General features: G+C 69.8%; 15 protein-coding genes. 3 read left to right on the top strand and 12 right to left on the bottom strand.

What is annotated here, in order from left to right; genetic code table 11:
* Positions 1 to 45: 45 nt before the first annotated feature.
* From pntB to RIN43_RS06950, 5 genes are all read right to left on the bottom strand, one after another.
* Complete coding sequence (gene pntB / locus RIN43_RS06970) at positions 46 to 1,446, bottom strand: Re/Si-specific NAD(P)(+) transhydrogenase subunit beta (RefSeq protein ID WP_309128178.1); 1,401 nt, start codon at positions 1,444 to 1,446, stop codon at positions 46 to 48.
* Positions 1,443 to 2,999: a Re/Si-specific NAD(P)(+) transhydrogenase subunit alpha gene (locus tag RIN43_RS06965; RefSeq protein WP_309128177.1), complete on the bottom strand. Its 1,557-nt coding sequence runs from the start codon at positions 2,997 to 2,999 to the stop codon at positions 1,443 to 1,445. The genes pntB and RIN43_RS06965 overlap by 4 nt, the downstream gene beginning before the upstream one ends.
* 171 nt (positions 3,000 to 3,170) lie before the next feature.
* Positions 3,171 to 4,907, bottom strand: a complete 1,737-nt coding sequence (locus RIN43_RS06960) for a cytochrome b/b6 domain-containing protein (protein WP_309128176.1) — start codon at positions 4,905 to 4,907, stop codon at positions 3,171 to 3,173.
* A 2-nt stretch (positions 4,908 to 4,909) separates the two neighbouring features.
* On the bottom strand, positions 4,910 to 5,878 hold the full coding sequence (locus RIN43_RS06955; RefSeq protein ID WP_309128175.1) for an electron transfer flavoprotein subunit alpha/FixB family protein: 969 nt from the start codon (positions 5,876 to 5,878) through the stop codon (positions 4,910 to 4,912).
* Position 5,879: 1 nt separating this feature from the next.
* Complete coding sequence (locus tag RIN43_RS06950; RefSeq protein ID WP_309128174.1) at positions 5,880 to 6,656, bottom strand: electron transfer flavoprotein subunit beta/FixA family protein; 777 nt, start codon at positions 6,654 to 6,656, stop codon at positions 5,880 to 5,882.
* 143 nt (positions 6,657 to 6,799) lie between these two features.
* Here RIN43_RS06950 and RIN43_RS06945 point away from each other — a divergent pair, with 143 nt between their 5' ends.
* Both RIN43_RS06945 and RIN43_RS06940 read left to right on the top strand, forming a co-directional pair.
* Positions 6,800 to 7,336: a MarR family transcriptional regulator gene (locus RIN43_RS06945; RefSeq protein ID WP_309128173.1), complete on the top strand. Its 537-nt coding sequence runs from the start codon at positions 6,800 to 6,802 to the stop codon at positions 7,334 to 7,336.
* Between the two features lie 14 nt (positions 7,337 to 7,350).
* Complete coding sequence (locus tag RIN43_RS06940) at positions 7,351 to 7,797, top strand: SRPBCC family protein (RefSeq protein ID WP_309128172.1); 447 nt, start codon at positions 7,351 to 7,353, stop codon at positions 7,795 to 7,797.
* 12 nt (positions 7,798 to 7,809) lie between these two features.
* Here the strand turns inward: RIN43_RS06940 and surE are convergent, their stop codons facing one another.
* Entirely contained in the window at positions 7,810 to 8,550 is a 741-nt protein-coding gene (gene surE / locus RIN43_RS06935) for a 5'/3'-nucleotidase SurE (protein WP_309128171.1), read from the bottom strand.
* A complete protein-coding gene (locus RIN43_RS06930; protein ID WP_309128170.1) occupies positions 8,547 to 9,533 on the bottom strand; it encodes a PfkB family carbohydrate kinase in 987 nt (328 codons plus the stop codon). Before RIN43_RS06930 ends, surE begins: the two co-directional genes overlap by 4 nt.
* Positions 9,534 to 9,653: 120 nt before the next feature.
* Here RIN43_RS06930 and RIN43_RS06925 point away from each other — a divergent pair, with 120 nt between their 5' ends.
* Positions 9,654 to 10,097, top strand: coding sequence for a YdeI/OmpD-associated family protein (locus RIN43_RS06925; RefSeq protein WP_309128169.1), 444 nt, complete (start codon positions 9,654 to 9,656; stop codon positions 10,095 to 10,097).
* Between the two features lie 157 nt (positions 10,098 to 10,254).
* Here the strand turns inward: RIN43_RS06925 and RIN43_RS06920 are convergent, their stop codons facing one another.
* From RIN43_RS06920 to RIN43_RS06900, 5 genes are all read right to left on the bottom strand, one after another.
* Complete coding sequence (locus RIN43_RS06920; RefSeq protein ID WP_309128168.1) at positions 10,255 to 10,704, bottom strand: putative immunity protein; 450 nt, start codon at positions 10,702 to 10,704, stop codon at positions 10,255 to 10,257.
* Complete coding sequence (locus RIN43_RS06915; protein WP_309128167.1) at positions 10,701 to 11,477, bottom strand: enoyl-CoA hydratase-related protein; 777 nt, start codon at positions 11,475 to 11,477, stop codon at positions 10,701 to 10,703. Before RIN43_RS06915 ends, RIN43_RS06920 begins: the two co-directional genes overlap by 4 nt.
* Before the next feature lie 154 nt (positions 11,478 to 11,631).
* Positions 11,632 to 12,516 (bottom strand): 3-hydroxyisobutyrate dehydrogenase, encoded by an 885-nt coding sequence (gene mmsB, locus RIN43_RS06910; protein WP_309128166.1) that lies wholly within the window; start codon positions 12,514 to 12,516, stop codon positions 11,632 to 11,634.
* On the bottom strand, positions 12,513 to 13,724 hold the full coding sequence (locus RIN43_RS06905) for an acyl-CoA dehydrogenase family protein (protein ID WP_309128165.1): 1,212 nt from the start codon (positions 13,722 to 13,724) through the stop codon (positions 12,513 to 12,515). The genes mmsB and RIN43_RS06905 overlap by 4 nt, the downstream gene beginning before the upstream one ends.
* A gap of 38 nt (positions 13,725 to 13,762) precedes the next feature.
* On the bottom strand, positions 13,763 to 15,265 hold the full coding sequence (locus RIN43_RS06900; protein ID WP_309128164.1) for a CoA-acylating methylmalonate-semialdehyde dehydrogenase: 1,503 nt from the start codon (positions 15,263 to 15,265) through the stop codon (positions 13,763 to 13,765).
* Between the last annotated feature and the right edge of the window lie 26 nt (positions 15,266 to 15,291).

Genomic DNA, 15,291 nt, shown 5'->3' with positions numbered 1-15,291 from the left:
CCCCTCCCGCGCTCAGCGGGAGGGGCTTCATCGTGTGCGGATCCGTCACAGCGCCTTGATGATGTCCTCCACGCGCTCCTTGGCGTCGCCGAACAGCATCTGCGCGTTCGCACGGAAGAACAACGGATTCTGCACACCCGCGTAGCCTGCGGCCATCGACCGCTTGAACACGATCACGTTCTCGGCCTCCCACACCCGAAGCACCGGCATCCCGGCGATCGGGCTGCCGGGATCCTCCGCGGCCGCGGGGTTGACGGTGTCGTTGGCGCCGATCACCAGCACGACGCTGGTCGACGCCAGATCGTCGTTGATCTCGTCCATGCCGAGGACGATGTCGTACGGCACCTTGGCCTCGGCGAGCAGCACGTTCATGTGCCCCGGCAGACGCCCGGCCACGGGATGGATGCCGAATCGCACTTCCACCCCGCGGTCGCGGAGCCGCGAGACGAGCTCGGCGACGGGGTACTGCGCCTGCGCGACGGCCATGCCGTAGCCGGGAGTGATCACGACGCTCTTCGCCTCGGCGAGCAGGGCTGCGGCAGCATCCGCCGTGACCTCGCGGTACTCCCCGTATTCCTCGTCGCTCGAGGCGGAGGCGACGATGCCGAATCCGCCCGCGATCACCGACAGGAACGAGCGGTTCATGGCCTTGCACATGATGTACGACAGGTACGCACCCGACGAGCCCACCAGTGCACCGGTGACGATGAGGAGATCGTTGTTCAGCAGGAAGCCGGCGGCGGCGGCGGCCCAGCCCGAGTAGCTGTTCAGCATCGAGACGACCACGGGCATGTCGCCGCCGCCGATCGACGCCACCAGATGCCAGCCGAGGGCGAAGGAGAGCGCCGTCACCGCGATCAGCAGCCAGAGCTGCTGATCGACGACGAACCACACCGTGAGCGCCAGGAACGCGGCGAGCGCGAGCACGTTCAGCACATTCTTGCCCGGCAGCATGAGCGGACGGGAGGAGATCTTCGCCGAGAGCTTCAGGTACGCCACGATCGAGCCGGTGAAGGTCACGCCGCCGATGAAGACGCCGATGAACACCTCTGCGTTGTGGATGCCGACCAGCTCGGCCGGCAGCACCGGATGCGCCAGGTGGCCGTTCCAGCCGACGAGCACGGCGGCGAGGCCGACGAAGCTGTGCAGCAGGGCGATGAGCTCGGGCATCCCGGTCATCTGCACGACCCGTGCGCGCCACAGGCCGATGGCGGCGCCGACGAGCACGGCGACGCCGAGCAGCACGAGGCCGGTCGTGGAGCCCGCGCCGCCCCACGCCTGGGCGACGGTGAGGGCGATGGTCGCGACCAGTGCGATGGTCATGCCTGCGATGCCGTAGATCACGCCCGCACGGGCGGACTCGTGGCGGCTGAGCCCCGCGAGACTCAGGATGAACAGCAGGGCGGCGACGATGTACGCCGCGCCGGCGAGCGCGTCGACAGTCACTTCCGGCCGCCCTTCGCGGAGTTTCCAAGGGTGAACATGGCGAGCATTCGTCGGGTCACGGCGAAGCCTCCGAAGATGTTGATGCTGGCGACGAGCACCGCGATCGCGGCCAGTGCCTGCACGAGCGGGTTCGCGTCGGTGATCTGCAGCATGGCGCCGACGACGATCACGCCCGAGATGGCGTTGGTGACCGACATCAGCGGGGTGTGCAGCGCGTGGTGCACCTTGCCGATGACGTAGAACCCGATCACGACCGAGAGCATGAGCACGGTGAAGTGCTGCGGCAGCGGGGCGGGTGCGAACAGGTTCACGAGGAAGAGGGCCACGACGCCGGCGGCGATGAGGCCCGCCTTGCGTCCGACGCCCATCGGCTTCTTCTCGGCCGCGATCGCCGGCGCGGGGGGCGGGGTGGATGCGGCGGGCGCCACGGCGACCTGCACCGGAGGCGGTGGCCAGGTGATCTCGCCGTCGCGCACGACCGTCACCGCGCGCTGGACGACGTCGTCGAAGTCGATCGTCAGCAGGCCGTCCTTGCCGGGGGTGAGCAGGGCGATGAGGTTGGCGACGTTGGTGCCGTACAGCTGCGACGCCTGAGTCGCGAGACGCGAGGCGAGGTCGGTGTAGCCGAGGATGACGACGCCGTTGTCGGTGACGACGCGCTCCCCCGCCACCGAGCCCTCGACGTTGCCGCCCTGGGCCGCGGCCATGTCGACGATCACGCTTCCCGGCTTCATGAGGGCGACGTCGGATGCGGTGATGAGCCGCGGTGCGGCACGGCCCGGGATCAGCGCAGTGGTGACGATGATGTCGACTTCCGCGGCCTGCTCGGTGTAGATCTCGGCTGCGCGGCGATCGTAGTCGGCGCTGGTGGCCTTGGCGTAGCCGTCGGTCGACTTCTCCACCTCCACGTCGACCGCGAGGTAGGTGCCGCCGATCGACGACACCTGGTCGGCGACCTCGGGGCGCGGGTCGGTGGCCCGCACGATGGCGCCCAGACTCGAGGCCGCACCGATCGCGGCGAGACCCGCGACGCCGGCACCGGCGACGAGTACCTTGGCGGGCGGCACCTTGCCGGCGGCGGTGACCTGCCCGGTGAAGAAGCGCCCGAACTCGTGGGCGGCCTCGACGACGGCCCGGTAGCCGGCGATGTTCGCCATGGAGCTCAGCACGTCCATCGACTGCGCGCGCGAGATGCGCGGAACCGCGTCGAGCGAGATCGCGGTGATCCGCCGCTGCGCCAGCCCCTCGACGAGATCGGGGCGCAGCGCCGGCGAGAGCAGACCGACGATCGTCGCGCCGTCCGAGAGCCGGGTGATCTCAGCATCCGTGGGTGCGGCGATCTTCAGCACGATCGCACTGGCCCACGCGTCGTCGGCCGTGACGATCTGCGCGCCGGCCTCGCGGTAAGCCTCGTCCGGATATGACGCACGGCTGCCCGCCCCTGCTTCGACGGCGACGGCGTACCCGAGCTCCAGGAGCGTCCTGACGGTGGCCGGCGTCGCGGCGACCCGCGCCTCATCCGGCCCTTCCTGCACGATTCCGATCTGCAACACTGCGATCCTTCCATCCGGCCACTGCGCCGGGTCGACGGCCGCGTCGGGGGTGCGGCCTGATGCTCCGCTCAGACTACTGACGCGTCTGGAAGGAATCGGGGTGCATCGCGCCGGATGACGCAGAAAGAACTCCGCTTCTTGTTTCCGGGGAAAACCCTGTGTCGAGTGGACTCAGCGCCCCGAAACCTGCCCGAACAGCTTCGCGATCGGCGCCAGCACGAGCGGACGCGCGGCGAACCAGCCGACGGCGATCACCGCCATCGCCGCGACGAACACCCAGAACCCGAGCCAGCTGTCCGACTGCTGCGAGGCGAACATGTGGTTGAGGTTGCCGAGCATTCCCGTGAGGAACACCAGCGCCACGTGCGCGATGATGAACGCCACGAAGTACAGCATGATCGGGAAGTGCAGCGCGCGCGCCCACTCGACCGGGTAGGCCTTCGAGAGCTTCTCGGCCTTCTTCGGCCACAATCCCGACATGCGGAACCCGGTGACGGTGGCCAGCGGCGCGGCGACGAACACCGTGATGAAGTAGGCCAGCTGCTGCAGGCTGTTGTAGTTGTTCCAGCCGTTCTCCGCCGGCCAGTCGAACGACACGTACTGCAGCCCGGCCGAGACGGCGTTCGGGATGACCTCCCAGCTCGTCGGCACGATACGCGCCCAGTGGCCGGTCGCGAACAGCAGGATCACGAACATCACGCCATTGATCAGCCAGAGCAGGTCGAGCGACTGGTGGAACCACAGCGTGAGGCTGATCTTGCCCTTGCTGTCGCGACGCGGGGTCCAGAACACGGTGGGACGCTTCTCGGAGCGCACCCGCAGGCCCGAGCGGATGATGAGCACCATCAGGAACATGTTGAAGAAGTGCTGCCAGCCGACCCACGGGGCGAAGCCCGGCTCGACGTGCACGGCGGGTTCGTACTCGCCGGGGAACGCGACGAGGAAGTCCTGCATGAACGGCAGGCTGAGGAAAGCACGGACCAGGGCGATCGCCGCGAGCCCGAGGATGCCGAGTGCCGCGGCGCCGAGCAGACCCGAGATGGCCTGGGTCCAGGTGGGGCGCAGCTTCGATCGCTCGGGCTCGGCCACGCCGTGGCGAGGAGCCGTGCCCTGCCACACCGTGCGCGTGAACGGCAGCGGCGAGGAGACGTCGGGCCTGGTGGCGACGACGGCGGCTGGGGAAGCGACCGCGACAGCGGACGAATCGGCGGACGGCACACCACTCGTCGGGCCGGATGCGGGAATCGGTCCGACATCCGGCGTGTCGGCCCCCTGTGCGGGCTTCGGCGCAACCCGGGGTGCAACTCCGGCCTGAGGCCACGGTTCCCCGCCCTTGACGCGAGGCAGTCCTCGACGCAGCGCCGCACTCCCTGTTGCCGAGCCCGCACTCAGAGGCCGCGGGTCGAGTGCACCGCTCGCGGTCGACTGCACGGCTTCCTCGGGCACGGAGCCGGTGCGCTCGGCGGCATCGCGCGCACTCGGCGGCTCTCCTGCATCCGCGGGCGCGGCAGCCGCGGCGGGCGCCGCGGCGGCTGCGGAGGCGGATGCGGCGCTGACCCCACCGGCCGGAGGCCATGCCTCGCCGCCCTTCACCCGCGGAAGGCCGCGACGCAGGCGTACGCCTTCGGCATGCGGTGCAGCCGCCGTCGCACCCGCCGCATCCGCATCCGCGCTCGCAGCACCCGCCACCGCGGGGTCCGCCACGCCTCGGAGCGACGGATCGGGGGCCGAAACGCCACTCGCCGGACCGGATGCCGGGATCGGTCCGACATCTGGCGTGTCGGCCCCCGGGGCGCCGGCCCCCAGAACGTCATCCGCAGCGTCCGCCACGTCGACGGCACCGACGGGAGGCCAGGGCTCCCCGCCCTTCACCCGCGGGAGGCCGCGGCGCAGCATCCGCTCTGCCATGACTACTTCTTCCGCGCCTCGAGCGCCTCGATCACCTGCGGCACGACCGTGAACAGATCGCCGACGATGCCGAAGTCGGCGACCTCGAAGATGGGCGCATCGCCGTCCTTGTTGATGGCGACGATGGTCTTCGCGGTCTGCATGCCCGCGCGGTGCTGGATCGCGCCCGAGATCCCGAGGGCGACGTACAGCTGCGGCGAGACCGAGACACCGGTCTGACCGACCTGGTGGGCGTAAGGGATGTAACCGGCGTCGACGGCGGCGCGCGAGGCGCCGATCGCGGCCCCCAGGGCATCGGCGAGCTGCTCGACCAGCGCGAACTGCTCCTTCGACCCGAGGCCCCGCCCGCCCGAGACGACCTTCGTGGCGCCCCGCAGCTCGGGCCGGGAGGAGGTCTGCTCGACGGCGGCGATCTCGCCCGCCGTCGCCGCCGCAGCCCCGGATGCCGTCACGGCGAGCTCTTCGACGACGGGCGTGGTCGCTTCGGCACGCGTATCGACAGCGCCCTGGCGCACGGTGATGACCGGTGCGCCGTACGTGGGCGCGGAGTCGGTGAGATAGGAGCCGCCGTACACGGAATGATGCGCGACGATGCCCTCGTCATCGCGCGAGACGCCGATCGCGTCGACCGAGACGGCGAGCTTCTCGCGCACGGCGAAGCGCCCGGCGACGTCGCGGCCGGTGATGGAGTTCGAGATGAGCACGGCGTCCGGGCGCACCTGCCGGTACGCCGCCTGCAGCGCGTCGACGATCGGCACGGTCAGTGCGGTGGCGTCTCCGGCGGCCGTCAGCACCACCTGGGCACCGGCGGAAGCCGCGGCATCCGTGGCCGCCTGGCTGCCGCCGACGATGAGCGCGACAGGGGCGCCGATCGTCGAGGCCGCGCCGATCAGGGCGGCGGTGCTGCTCGCCGCGGCGCCCGAGGGGTCGACGTCGACGAGGACGAGGATCGGGTTCTCCGGGTATGCCATGTCACACCAGCCTGTTCTGTACGAGGAACTCGACGAGCTGCGCTGCGGCGTCGCCCTCATCCGTGATCTTGACGCCCGCGGCCCGCGGCGGCTTCTCGGCCACCGTGGTCATGATCGTGCGGGGGGCGGCAGCGGGATCGGCAGAGACGCCGAGGTCGGTGAGCGAGAGAACCTCGAGAGGCTTCTTCTTCGCGGCCATGATGCCCTTGAAGTTCGGGAAGCGCGCGTCGGGCAGTGCCTCGGTGATGGAGATGACCGCCGGCAGCGGAACCGTCACCTGCTGGGAACCGGCATCAGCCGCGCGAGTGCCGGTGAGCTGCCCGTCGCCGATCTCGACCGCGCTGAGCGCCGTCGCCTGTGCGAAGCCGAGGTGCTCGGCGAGCATGGCGGGGATCATCCCGCCGGAGCCGTCGGTGGAGAGGTTCCCGGTGATGACGAGGTCGGGCTCGCCACGGCGGATGGCGGCGGCCAGCACCTCGGCGGTCAGCCCCAAGTCGGCGCCGCGCAGCTCTTCGTCTACGACGTGCACAGCGGATGCCGCACCGATCGCGAGCGCCCGGCGGACGGATGCCGTCGATGTCTCGGGCGCCATCGACAGGGCGACGACCTCGGTGCCGGCGTTCTTGTCTGCGTACGACAGTGCCACTTCGAGCGCACGCTCAGTGATCTCGTCGAGCACCACATCGCCGGCCGCGCGATCGGCCAGCCCGGTCTCGAGATCGAGCTTGCGGTCACCGTAGGTGTCGGGCACTTCCTTCACCAGGACGTAGATCTTCATCGACATCTCCTCACGCCATGGCCGAGTCTATCCGCATCTGGGTCTATGTACCCAAAGCGGCTCTGACCACGCGGAACAACACACGGAACGCGGGCGTATGTATACATAACCGGGCGTTTCGTCACGAGCGATACGCTGAGACGGTGCCTCGTCCCCGCCCCCTTCCCATCGATCCGCTCGCCGAGGCGAAGCGCCAGTGGCTCGCTCACGGGTGGACGGATTCGGCCGACGGCATGGCCGTGGTGATCTCGGTGATGCGCGCGCAGCAGCTGCTGCTGGCGCGGGTGGATGCCGCGCTCAAGCCCTTCCGCCTGAGCTTCGCCCGCTACGAGGTGCTGCGCCTGCTCGCCTTCAGCCGCAACGGCCGACTGCCCCTGTCGAGCGTGGTGGCCCGTCTGCAGGTGCACGCCACCAGCCTCACCAGCACGGCGGAGCGGCTCGTGCGCGACGGCCTGGTCAATCGCGAACCGCATCCGCACGACGGTCGCGCTGCGATGCTCACCCTCACGGATGCGGGTCGTGAGCTGGTCGAGCGGGCGACCCTCGCGCTCAACACCGAGGTGTTCACGAATCCGGGAGTGGACGCCGACGACGCCGGCGCCCTGGTCGGGATCGTGGCGCGGCTGCGCCGCAACGCCGGCGACTTCACCGATCCGCGCCCCCTGCCCGACCCGCTCTGACCCGGACATCGTCGATGCCGTCGTTCGTGCTGGAGCGTGTGGTCCCCGCTTCGCCCTCCGAGGTGTTCGACCTCTCTCTCGACGTCGGGCTGCACGTGCGATCACAGAGGTCGCACCGCGAGCGCGTGGTCGCCGGCCCGACTTCGGGGATGCTGCGGGAGGGCGACTGCATCACGTGGAGCGCCAGGCATTTCGGCATCCGGTTCCGGCTGACCTCGGCGGTGTACGACCTCGACCGCCCGCACCGGTTCCGCGACAGGCAGGTCCGCGGCCCGTTCGCGTCGTTCGTGCACACGCACGAGTTCCTTCCGGATGCGGATGGCACGCGAATGCGCGACACGATCGAGTTCCGCTCGCCGTTCGGTCTGCTGGGCCGCGTCGTGGACGCGACTGCCATGCGGCGTCACCTGATGGCCGTCATCAGCGAGCGCAACGACGGGATCAGCGCCCACTTCTCCTGAGCGAGGCTCGCATCAGACGATGCCCAGCGGCACGTGCGAGACGGGATCCAGTCCCGTCACGGTGATCCAGCCGTCGGCGAGCTGCGCCGCGTCGCTGCCGGGGACAGGGTCGCGCGGAAGGTCCTCGACGGCGAGGCGCACGTTGTGCTCGTCGTGCTGGGTGAGTGTCGTCTGCACGATTCCGAACGGAGCGAGGTCGGCCTCGACGACGCCACGCCTGTCTGGCGTGTTGGGCACGTTCACGTTGATGACGGTGCCACGCGGATGCCGCAGCAGAGCGGGCACCAGGTCGGCAGCCGCCTCGGCGGCGGCATCCCACTGGAACTCCCGCGGCGCCAGGCCCACATCGAGTGAGACCGCGACGCCCCACGCCCCGTTGAGCCCGCCGGTGAGTGCGGCGCCCACGGTTCCCGAGTGCAGGATCGCGCGCCCGACGTTCGCCCCGTGGTTCACCCCGGATGCGACCACATCGGTCGGGTCGCCGAAGGCTCCCCTGGCGGCGATGAGCGCGATCAGTCCCGGACCGCCGTGCACGGCGTACGCCGGAATCTCCTCCAGCCCCTCCAGGGTGCGGCGCTCGACGCGGATGCGCCCTTCGGCATCCTCCGCCATGATCGATGCGCTCGATCCGCTGGACTGCGCCACCGGCGCGGCGATCACCACGTCCATCCCACGGCCGAGGAGGGCTGTGGCGAGGGCGTGCAGCCCGGGCGAGGCGATGCCGTCGTCATTGGTGACCAGGACGCGGGTCATCCTTCCTCCTCCGTCTCGATCAGCGATGCCAGGCCGTCGGGGCTCACACCCCGGCTTTCGTCGTCCTCGTGGCCGAGTGGACGCGTGCGCACGTGACCCCTGAGCTCGGCGATCGTGTCGGCGTCGCCCGTGCCGAGGCCGTGCCTGGTCACGTTCGTCGTTCCGGCGGCCGCTCCGAGCGTGATCGCCGTACGCGCCGGCTCACCGCGAACGAGGCCTGCGACCACTCCCGCAATCAGCGAGTCGCCCGCGCCCCGACTGTCTGCGACCTCGAGCTTCGGCGGGGTGACCTCGAGCATCCCCTCCGAGTCGAGCATCAGCAGTGGTTCAGCGGCACGGGTGACGATGACTGTTCCGGCGCCGCGCGATCGCAGCGAAGCCATCGCCTCGGTGAGCGCCTGCATCGAGCCGGTGTCGAAGCCGTGGTCGCGCAGTTCCTCGTCGCTGACCTTCAGCAGGTGCAGCCCGCCCTCGAGCGCTGCATCCAGCCGCTCGCCGGAGAGGTCGGCGACGACAGTGCATCCCGCCTCTCGCAGATCGGCCGCCATCCTGCGGTACGTGTCGGCCGGCAGCACGTCGTCAGCCACGGGCCCGCTGAGTATGACGGTGCCGGTGCGTATCCCCTCGCGGATGACCGCCCCGTAGAGTTCGTCGAGTTCGTGACGCGCGACCGGGTCGCCGATCTCGGCGCCGACCTCTCTGCGTTCGCCCCGGCGGCGGTCCTGCACATAGGCGGATGCACGGCCCGGCCGCTCGATGCCAACGACCTCCACCCCGTCGTCCTCGAGCAGGTGCCGGATGACCGCTCCGGCTTCACCGGCGAGGGAGCAGCACATCGTCACCGAGACGCCGAGCCGGCGCAGCATCCGGGCTTGCCACACCCCCTGCCCGCCCGCGTGGATGTGGATCTCGTCGGCGTCGCCCGCGTTCTCGACGGTCACCGTCAGTGTCGGCGAGGGGGCGAAGATCGTCACGTCGCTCATGGGTCGACGATAACCAGCCGCCTCCCCGCGCCGGACCCCCTTGCGAGGAGCCGCCTGCCCGGTTAGGCCTGCACGATCACCGCTGTCGACGTGAGAACCCCGCCGCGTATGATGCCTGGCATGAGCGAACTCCGCCTGCACACCGTCCTTCAGCCCATGGGTCCCGCCGGTGCCATCGTGCTCGATGATGAGCAGGTCGCGACGCTCAGCGCGGCGAAGACGTTCCCGGTCGTCGTCACGATCGGCGAACGCGCCGCGCGGCTGCGCCTCGCGCGGATGGGCGGGCAGAACCTGATCGGCTTCAGCAAGGCGGCGCGTGCCGAGATGGGTGTGGAGCTCGGCGATGAGTTCGATGTGGTGATCGCGCCAGACACCGCCGAACGGACGGTCGAGGTTCCCGAAGCACTCGCCGCTGCGCTGGAATCGGATGCAGACGCCAAGGCCGCCTTCGACGGACTGTCGTACTCGCGCCGCAAGGAGATCGCGCGCTCGATCGCCGAAGCCAAACAGGATGCCACCCGCGAGCGCCGTCTCGCGAAGGCGCTGGAGGAGCTGCGCAGCTGACGCTCGCGCCCCGTGTCGGCGCGCCCCGCGCGTCCGCGAGAAACCACGTTCGGCATGAGAACCCACGTGCGCGCGGGTGTTTCGTGCCAGAAGTGGTTTCTCGCGCAGGAGCCGTGTTCCGCCTGTGAGAGCGCTCGCGCCGGGCAGCGCGTCGACGCTAGTCGCCGTGGTACACGTAGTGGTCGAAGCGTTCAGGCACCTGCATGCGCTGCCAGGCGAGTTCCTCGTCGCGCCGCGACCGGTCGCCGGGGAACGCCTTGGCCGTGTAGCGGGGCACCTGCCTGGCGTGTCCCGCCATGTGCGCCACGGCGGCCGCCTGGCCGCACACCCGAGCCGCCGCGATGGCCGACGGATCGCGAGCTTCGCGCGCGGCGGCATGGCAGGCGAAGGCGCGCTCGCGCACCTCGCCGATCTGCAGCTCACCCCGCAGGAAGGCCTGTGCGGCGTCGAGCGCCTCACGGGGCCGGTCGTCGTCCGGTCGCTCCGCACGGAACAGCGGCAGCAGTCGCTCGGCGCACGCCACCGTCCACTCGACGAGCGCGCGACGATCGGTCTCGGGAAGAGTCAGGTCGGCGTCGTCGGGCAGCACGTCGATCGCGCCGCTCATCGGTGCACGAAGTGAGGGGGGCGCTTCTCCCGGAATGCGGCCATCCCCTCCTTCTGGTCGGCGGTGTCGAACAGTGCCGCGAAGGCCTGCTTCTCGTGCGCGAGGCCGTCGGACAGGGAGGTCTCCATCGCCGCATCCAGCGCCGCCTTCGCCGCGTACACCGACGGCAGCGACTTCGAGGCGATGGTCTCGGCGAGCTCGCTCGCCTCTCGGAGCAGATCGGATGCCGGCACCACGCGCGACACCAGGCCGATGCGCTCGGCCTCGTCGGCCTTGATCAACCGGCCCGAGAGGATCAGCTCGGCGGCCTTGTAATAGCCCACGGCGCGGATCAGGCGCTGCGTGCCACCCATGCCCGGCATCACGCCGAGGTTGATCTCGGGCTGGCCGAAGGTGGCCGAATCCGCGGCGAGGATGATGTCGCACATCATCGCCAGCTCGCACCCGCCTCCGAGCGCGTAGCCGGAGACCGCGGCGATCACCGGGGTGCGCACGGCGGCGAAGGTGTTCCATGCGCCGAAGTGGTCGGTGTCGAGCATCTCGGCGCCGGTCTTCGACTCCATCTCCTTGATGTCGGCTCCGGCCGCGAACGCCTTCTCCGATCCGGTGACGACGATCGCGCCGATTCCCTCATCCGCGTCGAATGCGGACGCCGCCGCAGAGACCTCTTCGGAGACCCGGCCGTTGAGAGCGTTGAGGGCCTCCGGCCTGTTGAGGGTGATCCATCCCACCCGTCCTCGCTGTTCCACGAGGATCGTCTCGTACTCGGACATGTTCGCTCCCTCCGCCGCGGCGTTGCGGCCCCTCCAGTATTCCAGGCGTGCGCACGCCCGGGCGTCGCAGGCCCCCGTCCGCGCACTCGTTCACCGCCTGTTCCGCCGATGCGAACCTCGGACAGCAGCTCGCGCCGATCGCGCGGCCGGCCGCTCAGCCCGCGACGCGGATATCCGTGATGATGCCGGAGAAGTCACGTCCGGCGCCGGAGCCCGCGGCGAAGGCGGCGTAGATCTGCTCTGCGAGACGCCCCATTCTGGCATCCGTCCCCGTGCCCTCGATCGCCTGCAGCGCGAGCCCGAGATCCTTGGCCATCAGCGCCCCTGCGAAGCCCGGCTGATAGTCGCGGTTCGCGGGGCTGGTCGGCACGGGTCCGGGCACCGGGCAGTTGGTGGTGAGCGCCCAGCACTGACCTGACGCCTGCGAGACCACGTCGTAAAGGGCCTGATGCTCGAGGCCGAGCCGCTCCCCCAGCACGAAGGCCTCCGCGACGGCGATCTGCGATATTCCGAGGATCATGTTGTTGCACACCTTCGCCGCCTGCCCCAGACCGGGCCCGCCGCAGTGCACGATGCGCTTGCCCATCGCCTCCAGCAGCGGCAGGGCCTCAGCGAAGTCCTCGTCGGAGCCGCCCACCATGAAAGCGAGCGTCCCGTTCTCCGCCCCGACGACGCCGCCGGAGACGGGGGCGTCGACATTGCGGTGCCCCGCGGCGATCGCCATCTCATGTGCTTCGCGCGCCTCGTCGACCGCGATCGTGGAGGACTCGATGAACAGCGTGCCCGGCTTCGCCGCGCCGAGCAGTTCGTCGCGGTACGCCGCGATCACGTGCTTGCCCGCGGGGAACATGGTGATGACGACGTCCGCGTCGGCGACGGCGGCAGCGCCACTGTCTGCCACGGGGATGCCCGCCGCCCTGGCCGCCTCGTCCGCGGCGGGCACGACGTCGTAACCGTGCACCTCGTGTCCGGCGGCGACGAGGTTCTTCGCCATGGGCAGTCCCATGTGCCCGAGGCCGAGGAAGGCGATACGGGTCATGATGCCTCCCGGTCTGCGCCGCTGCGCTGGAGCGAGGCGGAACCCGCGGGCCGCAGCATCTCGCGCCCGACGATGAGTCGCATGATCTCGTTCGTCCCTTCCAGGATCTGGTGCACGCGCAGGTCGCGCACGACCCTCTCGATTCCGTAGTCCTGAAGGTACCCGTAGCCGCCATGCAGCTGAAGGGCCCTGTTCGCGACGTCGAACGCGGCATCCGTGGCGAACCGCTTGGCCATGGCGCAGCGCATCGTGGCATCCGGCGCCTTGTCGTCCACCGCCTGCGCACCGTCACGCATCATCAGCCGCGCCGCCTGCAGATCGGTGCGCATGTCGGCGATGGTGAACAGGATGGACTGCTTCTCTGCAAGCGGCTCGCCGAATGCGACCCGCTCGTGCACGTACTGCACGGCGCGGTCGAGCGCCCACTGCGCACCGCCGATCGAGCAGGCCGCGATGTTCAGTCGTCCGCCGTTGAGCGCCGACATGGCGATGGCGAACCCCTCGCCCTCGCCGCCCAGCCTCGAGGAAGCGGGAACCCGCACCCCGTCGAAGATGACCTGTCGGGTGGGCTGCGCATGCCAGCCCATCTTCTTCTCGGGGGCCCCGAAACTCAGTCCCTTGGCGTCGCCGGGAACCAGGAACGCCGAGATACCCTTGGCGCCGGAGGAAGCGGAGCCGGTGCGTGCCATCACGACGTACACGCCGGCTTCGCCCGCGCCGGAGATGAACTGCTTGACGCCTGTCAGCACGTAGTCGTCGCCATCGCGCATGGCACTGGTGGCGATGTTCGCCGCATCCGATCCCGCGCCCGGCTCGGTGAGGCAGTATCCCCCGAAGGCCTCCATCGCCGCCAGCGGCGGCACCCACTGCACTCGCTGCTCCTCCGTGCCGTACGTGTCGATCATCCAGGCGACCATGTTGTGGATCGAGATGTACGCCGCGACCGCGGTGTCACCCTTGGCGAGTTCCTCGAAGATCGCGACCGTGTCGACACGGCCGAGCCCGGTGCCGCCGAACTGCTCGCGCACGTAGATGCCGCCCAGCCCCAGCTCGCCCGCGCGATGCAGGCTCTCGCGGGGGAAGATGTGCTTCTCGTCGCGCTCGGCGGCGAACGGCGTGAGCTCGGCTTCGGTGAACTCGCGCACGGCGCCGAGAATCGCCTCGCGCTCCTCGGCGGTGGTCGTGACGGTGGTGGCAGTGGTGGTCATCTTCAGTTCCTTGTACGAGGTGGTCCTGGGAGCGGGGATCAGTGCAGAGTGGGGATCACGAAGCTGGCCCCCTCGCGGATGCCGTGGGCCGGCCAACGGCTGGTGACGGTCTTGGTCTTGGTGTAGAACCGGAACGCGTCGGCCCCGTGCTGGTTGAGGTCGCCGAATCCGCTGCGCTTCCAGCCGCCGAACGTGAAGTACGCGATCGGCACGGGGATCGGCACGTTCACACCGACCATCCCGACGTTGACCCTGGCGACGAAGTCGCGGGCGGCATCCCCGTCTCGCGTGAAGATCGCGACACCGTTGCCGTACTCGTGGTCCGAGGCCATGGCGAGCGCCTCTTCGTAGTCGGATGCTCTGGCGATCACGAGCACCGGCCCGAAGATCTCTTCGCGGTAGATCGCCATGTCGGTCGTGACATGGTCGAACAGGGTGGGCCCGAGGTAGAAGCCCTCCTCGTGCCCCTCGACGGTGAAGCCGCGACCGTCGGCGAGCAGGGTCGCTCCCTCGTCGACGCCCTGCTGGATGTACGCGGTGACCCTCTCGACCGCGGCGCGCGTGACGAGCGGGCCGTAGTCCATGCCCTCGTCGAGCGAAGGGCCGACCTTCAGCTCGGCCACACGCTCGGTGAGCTTGGCGGCGAGCGCATCAGCGGTCTGCTCCCCGACGGGCACGGCGACCGAGATCGCCATGCAGCGCTCGCCTGCAGATCCGTACCCGGAGCCGATCAGGGCGTCTGCGACCTGGTCGAGATCGGCGTCCGGCATGACGATCATGTGGTTCTTCGCACCGCCGAAGCACTGTGCGCGCTTCCCGTGCGCGGTCGCCGTGGTGTAGATGTACTCGGCGATGGCCGTCGAGCCGACGAAGCCGACCGCCCGCACGCGCGGGTCGGTGATGAGCGTGTCGACCGCCTCCTTGTCACCGTGCACGACGTTGAAGACGCCGGCGGGCAGACCCGCCTCGAGGAACAGCTCGGCGAGGCGCACCGGCACAGACGGGTCGCGCTCACTCGGCTTGAGCACGAACGCGTTTCCGGATGCGAGTGCCGGGCCCGCCTTCCACAGCGGAATCATCGCGGGGAAGTTGAACGGCGTGATGCCGGCGACGACGCCGAGCGGCTGGCGCATCGAATACACGTCGATGCCGGCACCCGCCCCTGTCGCATACTCGCCCTTCAACAGGTGCGGTGCTCCGATGCAGAACTCGATCACCTCGATGCCGCGCTGGATGTCACCCTTGGCGTCGTCGAAGGTCTTGCCGTGCTCGCTCGACAGCAGCCGGGCGAGCTCGTCCATGTCGCGGTGCACGAGCTCGACGAAGCGCATCATCACGCGGGCGCGCTTCTGCGGGTTCGTCGCCGCCCATTCCGGCTGGGCCGCCTCCGCGTTCTCGATCACGGTGCGAACCTCGTCGGCGGTGGCGAGCGGCACGCGCGCCTGCACGGCCCCCGAGCTGGGGTCGAAGACGTCCGCGACGCGGCCGCCGGCGGTCTCGACGTGCCTTCCGCCTACGAAGTGTGGGATCAAACGAGTCATTGTGCTGACGCTCCTCCGTGCCTTCT

Origin of the sequence: Microbacterium sp. (genome assembly GCF_031178445.1) — a bacterium.
Taxonomy (GTDB): Bacteria; Actinomycetota; Actinomycetes; order Actinomycetales; family Microbacteriaceae; genus Microbacterium.
This window is presented reverse-complemented; position numbering and strand designations above follow the sequence as displayed.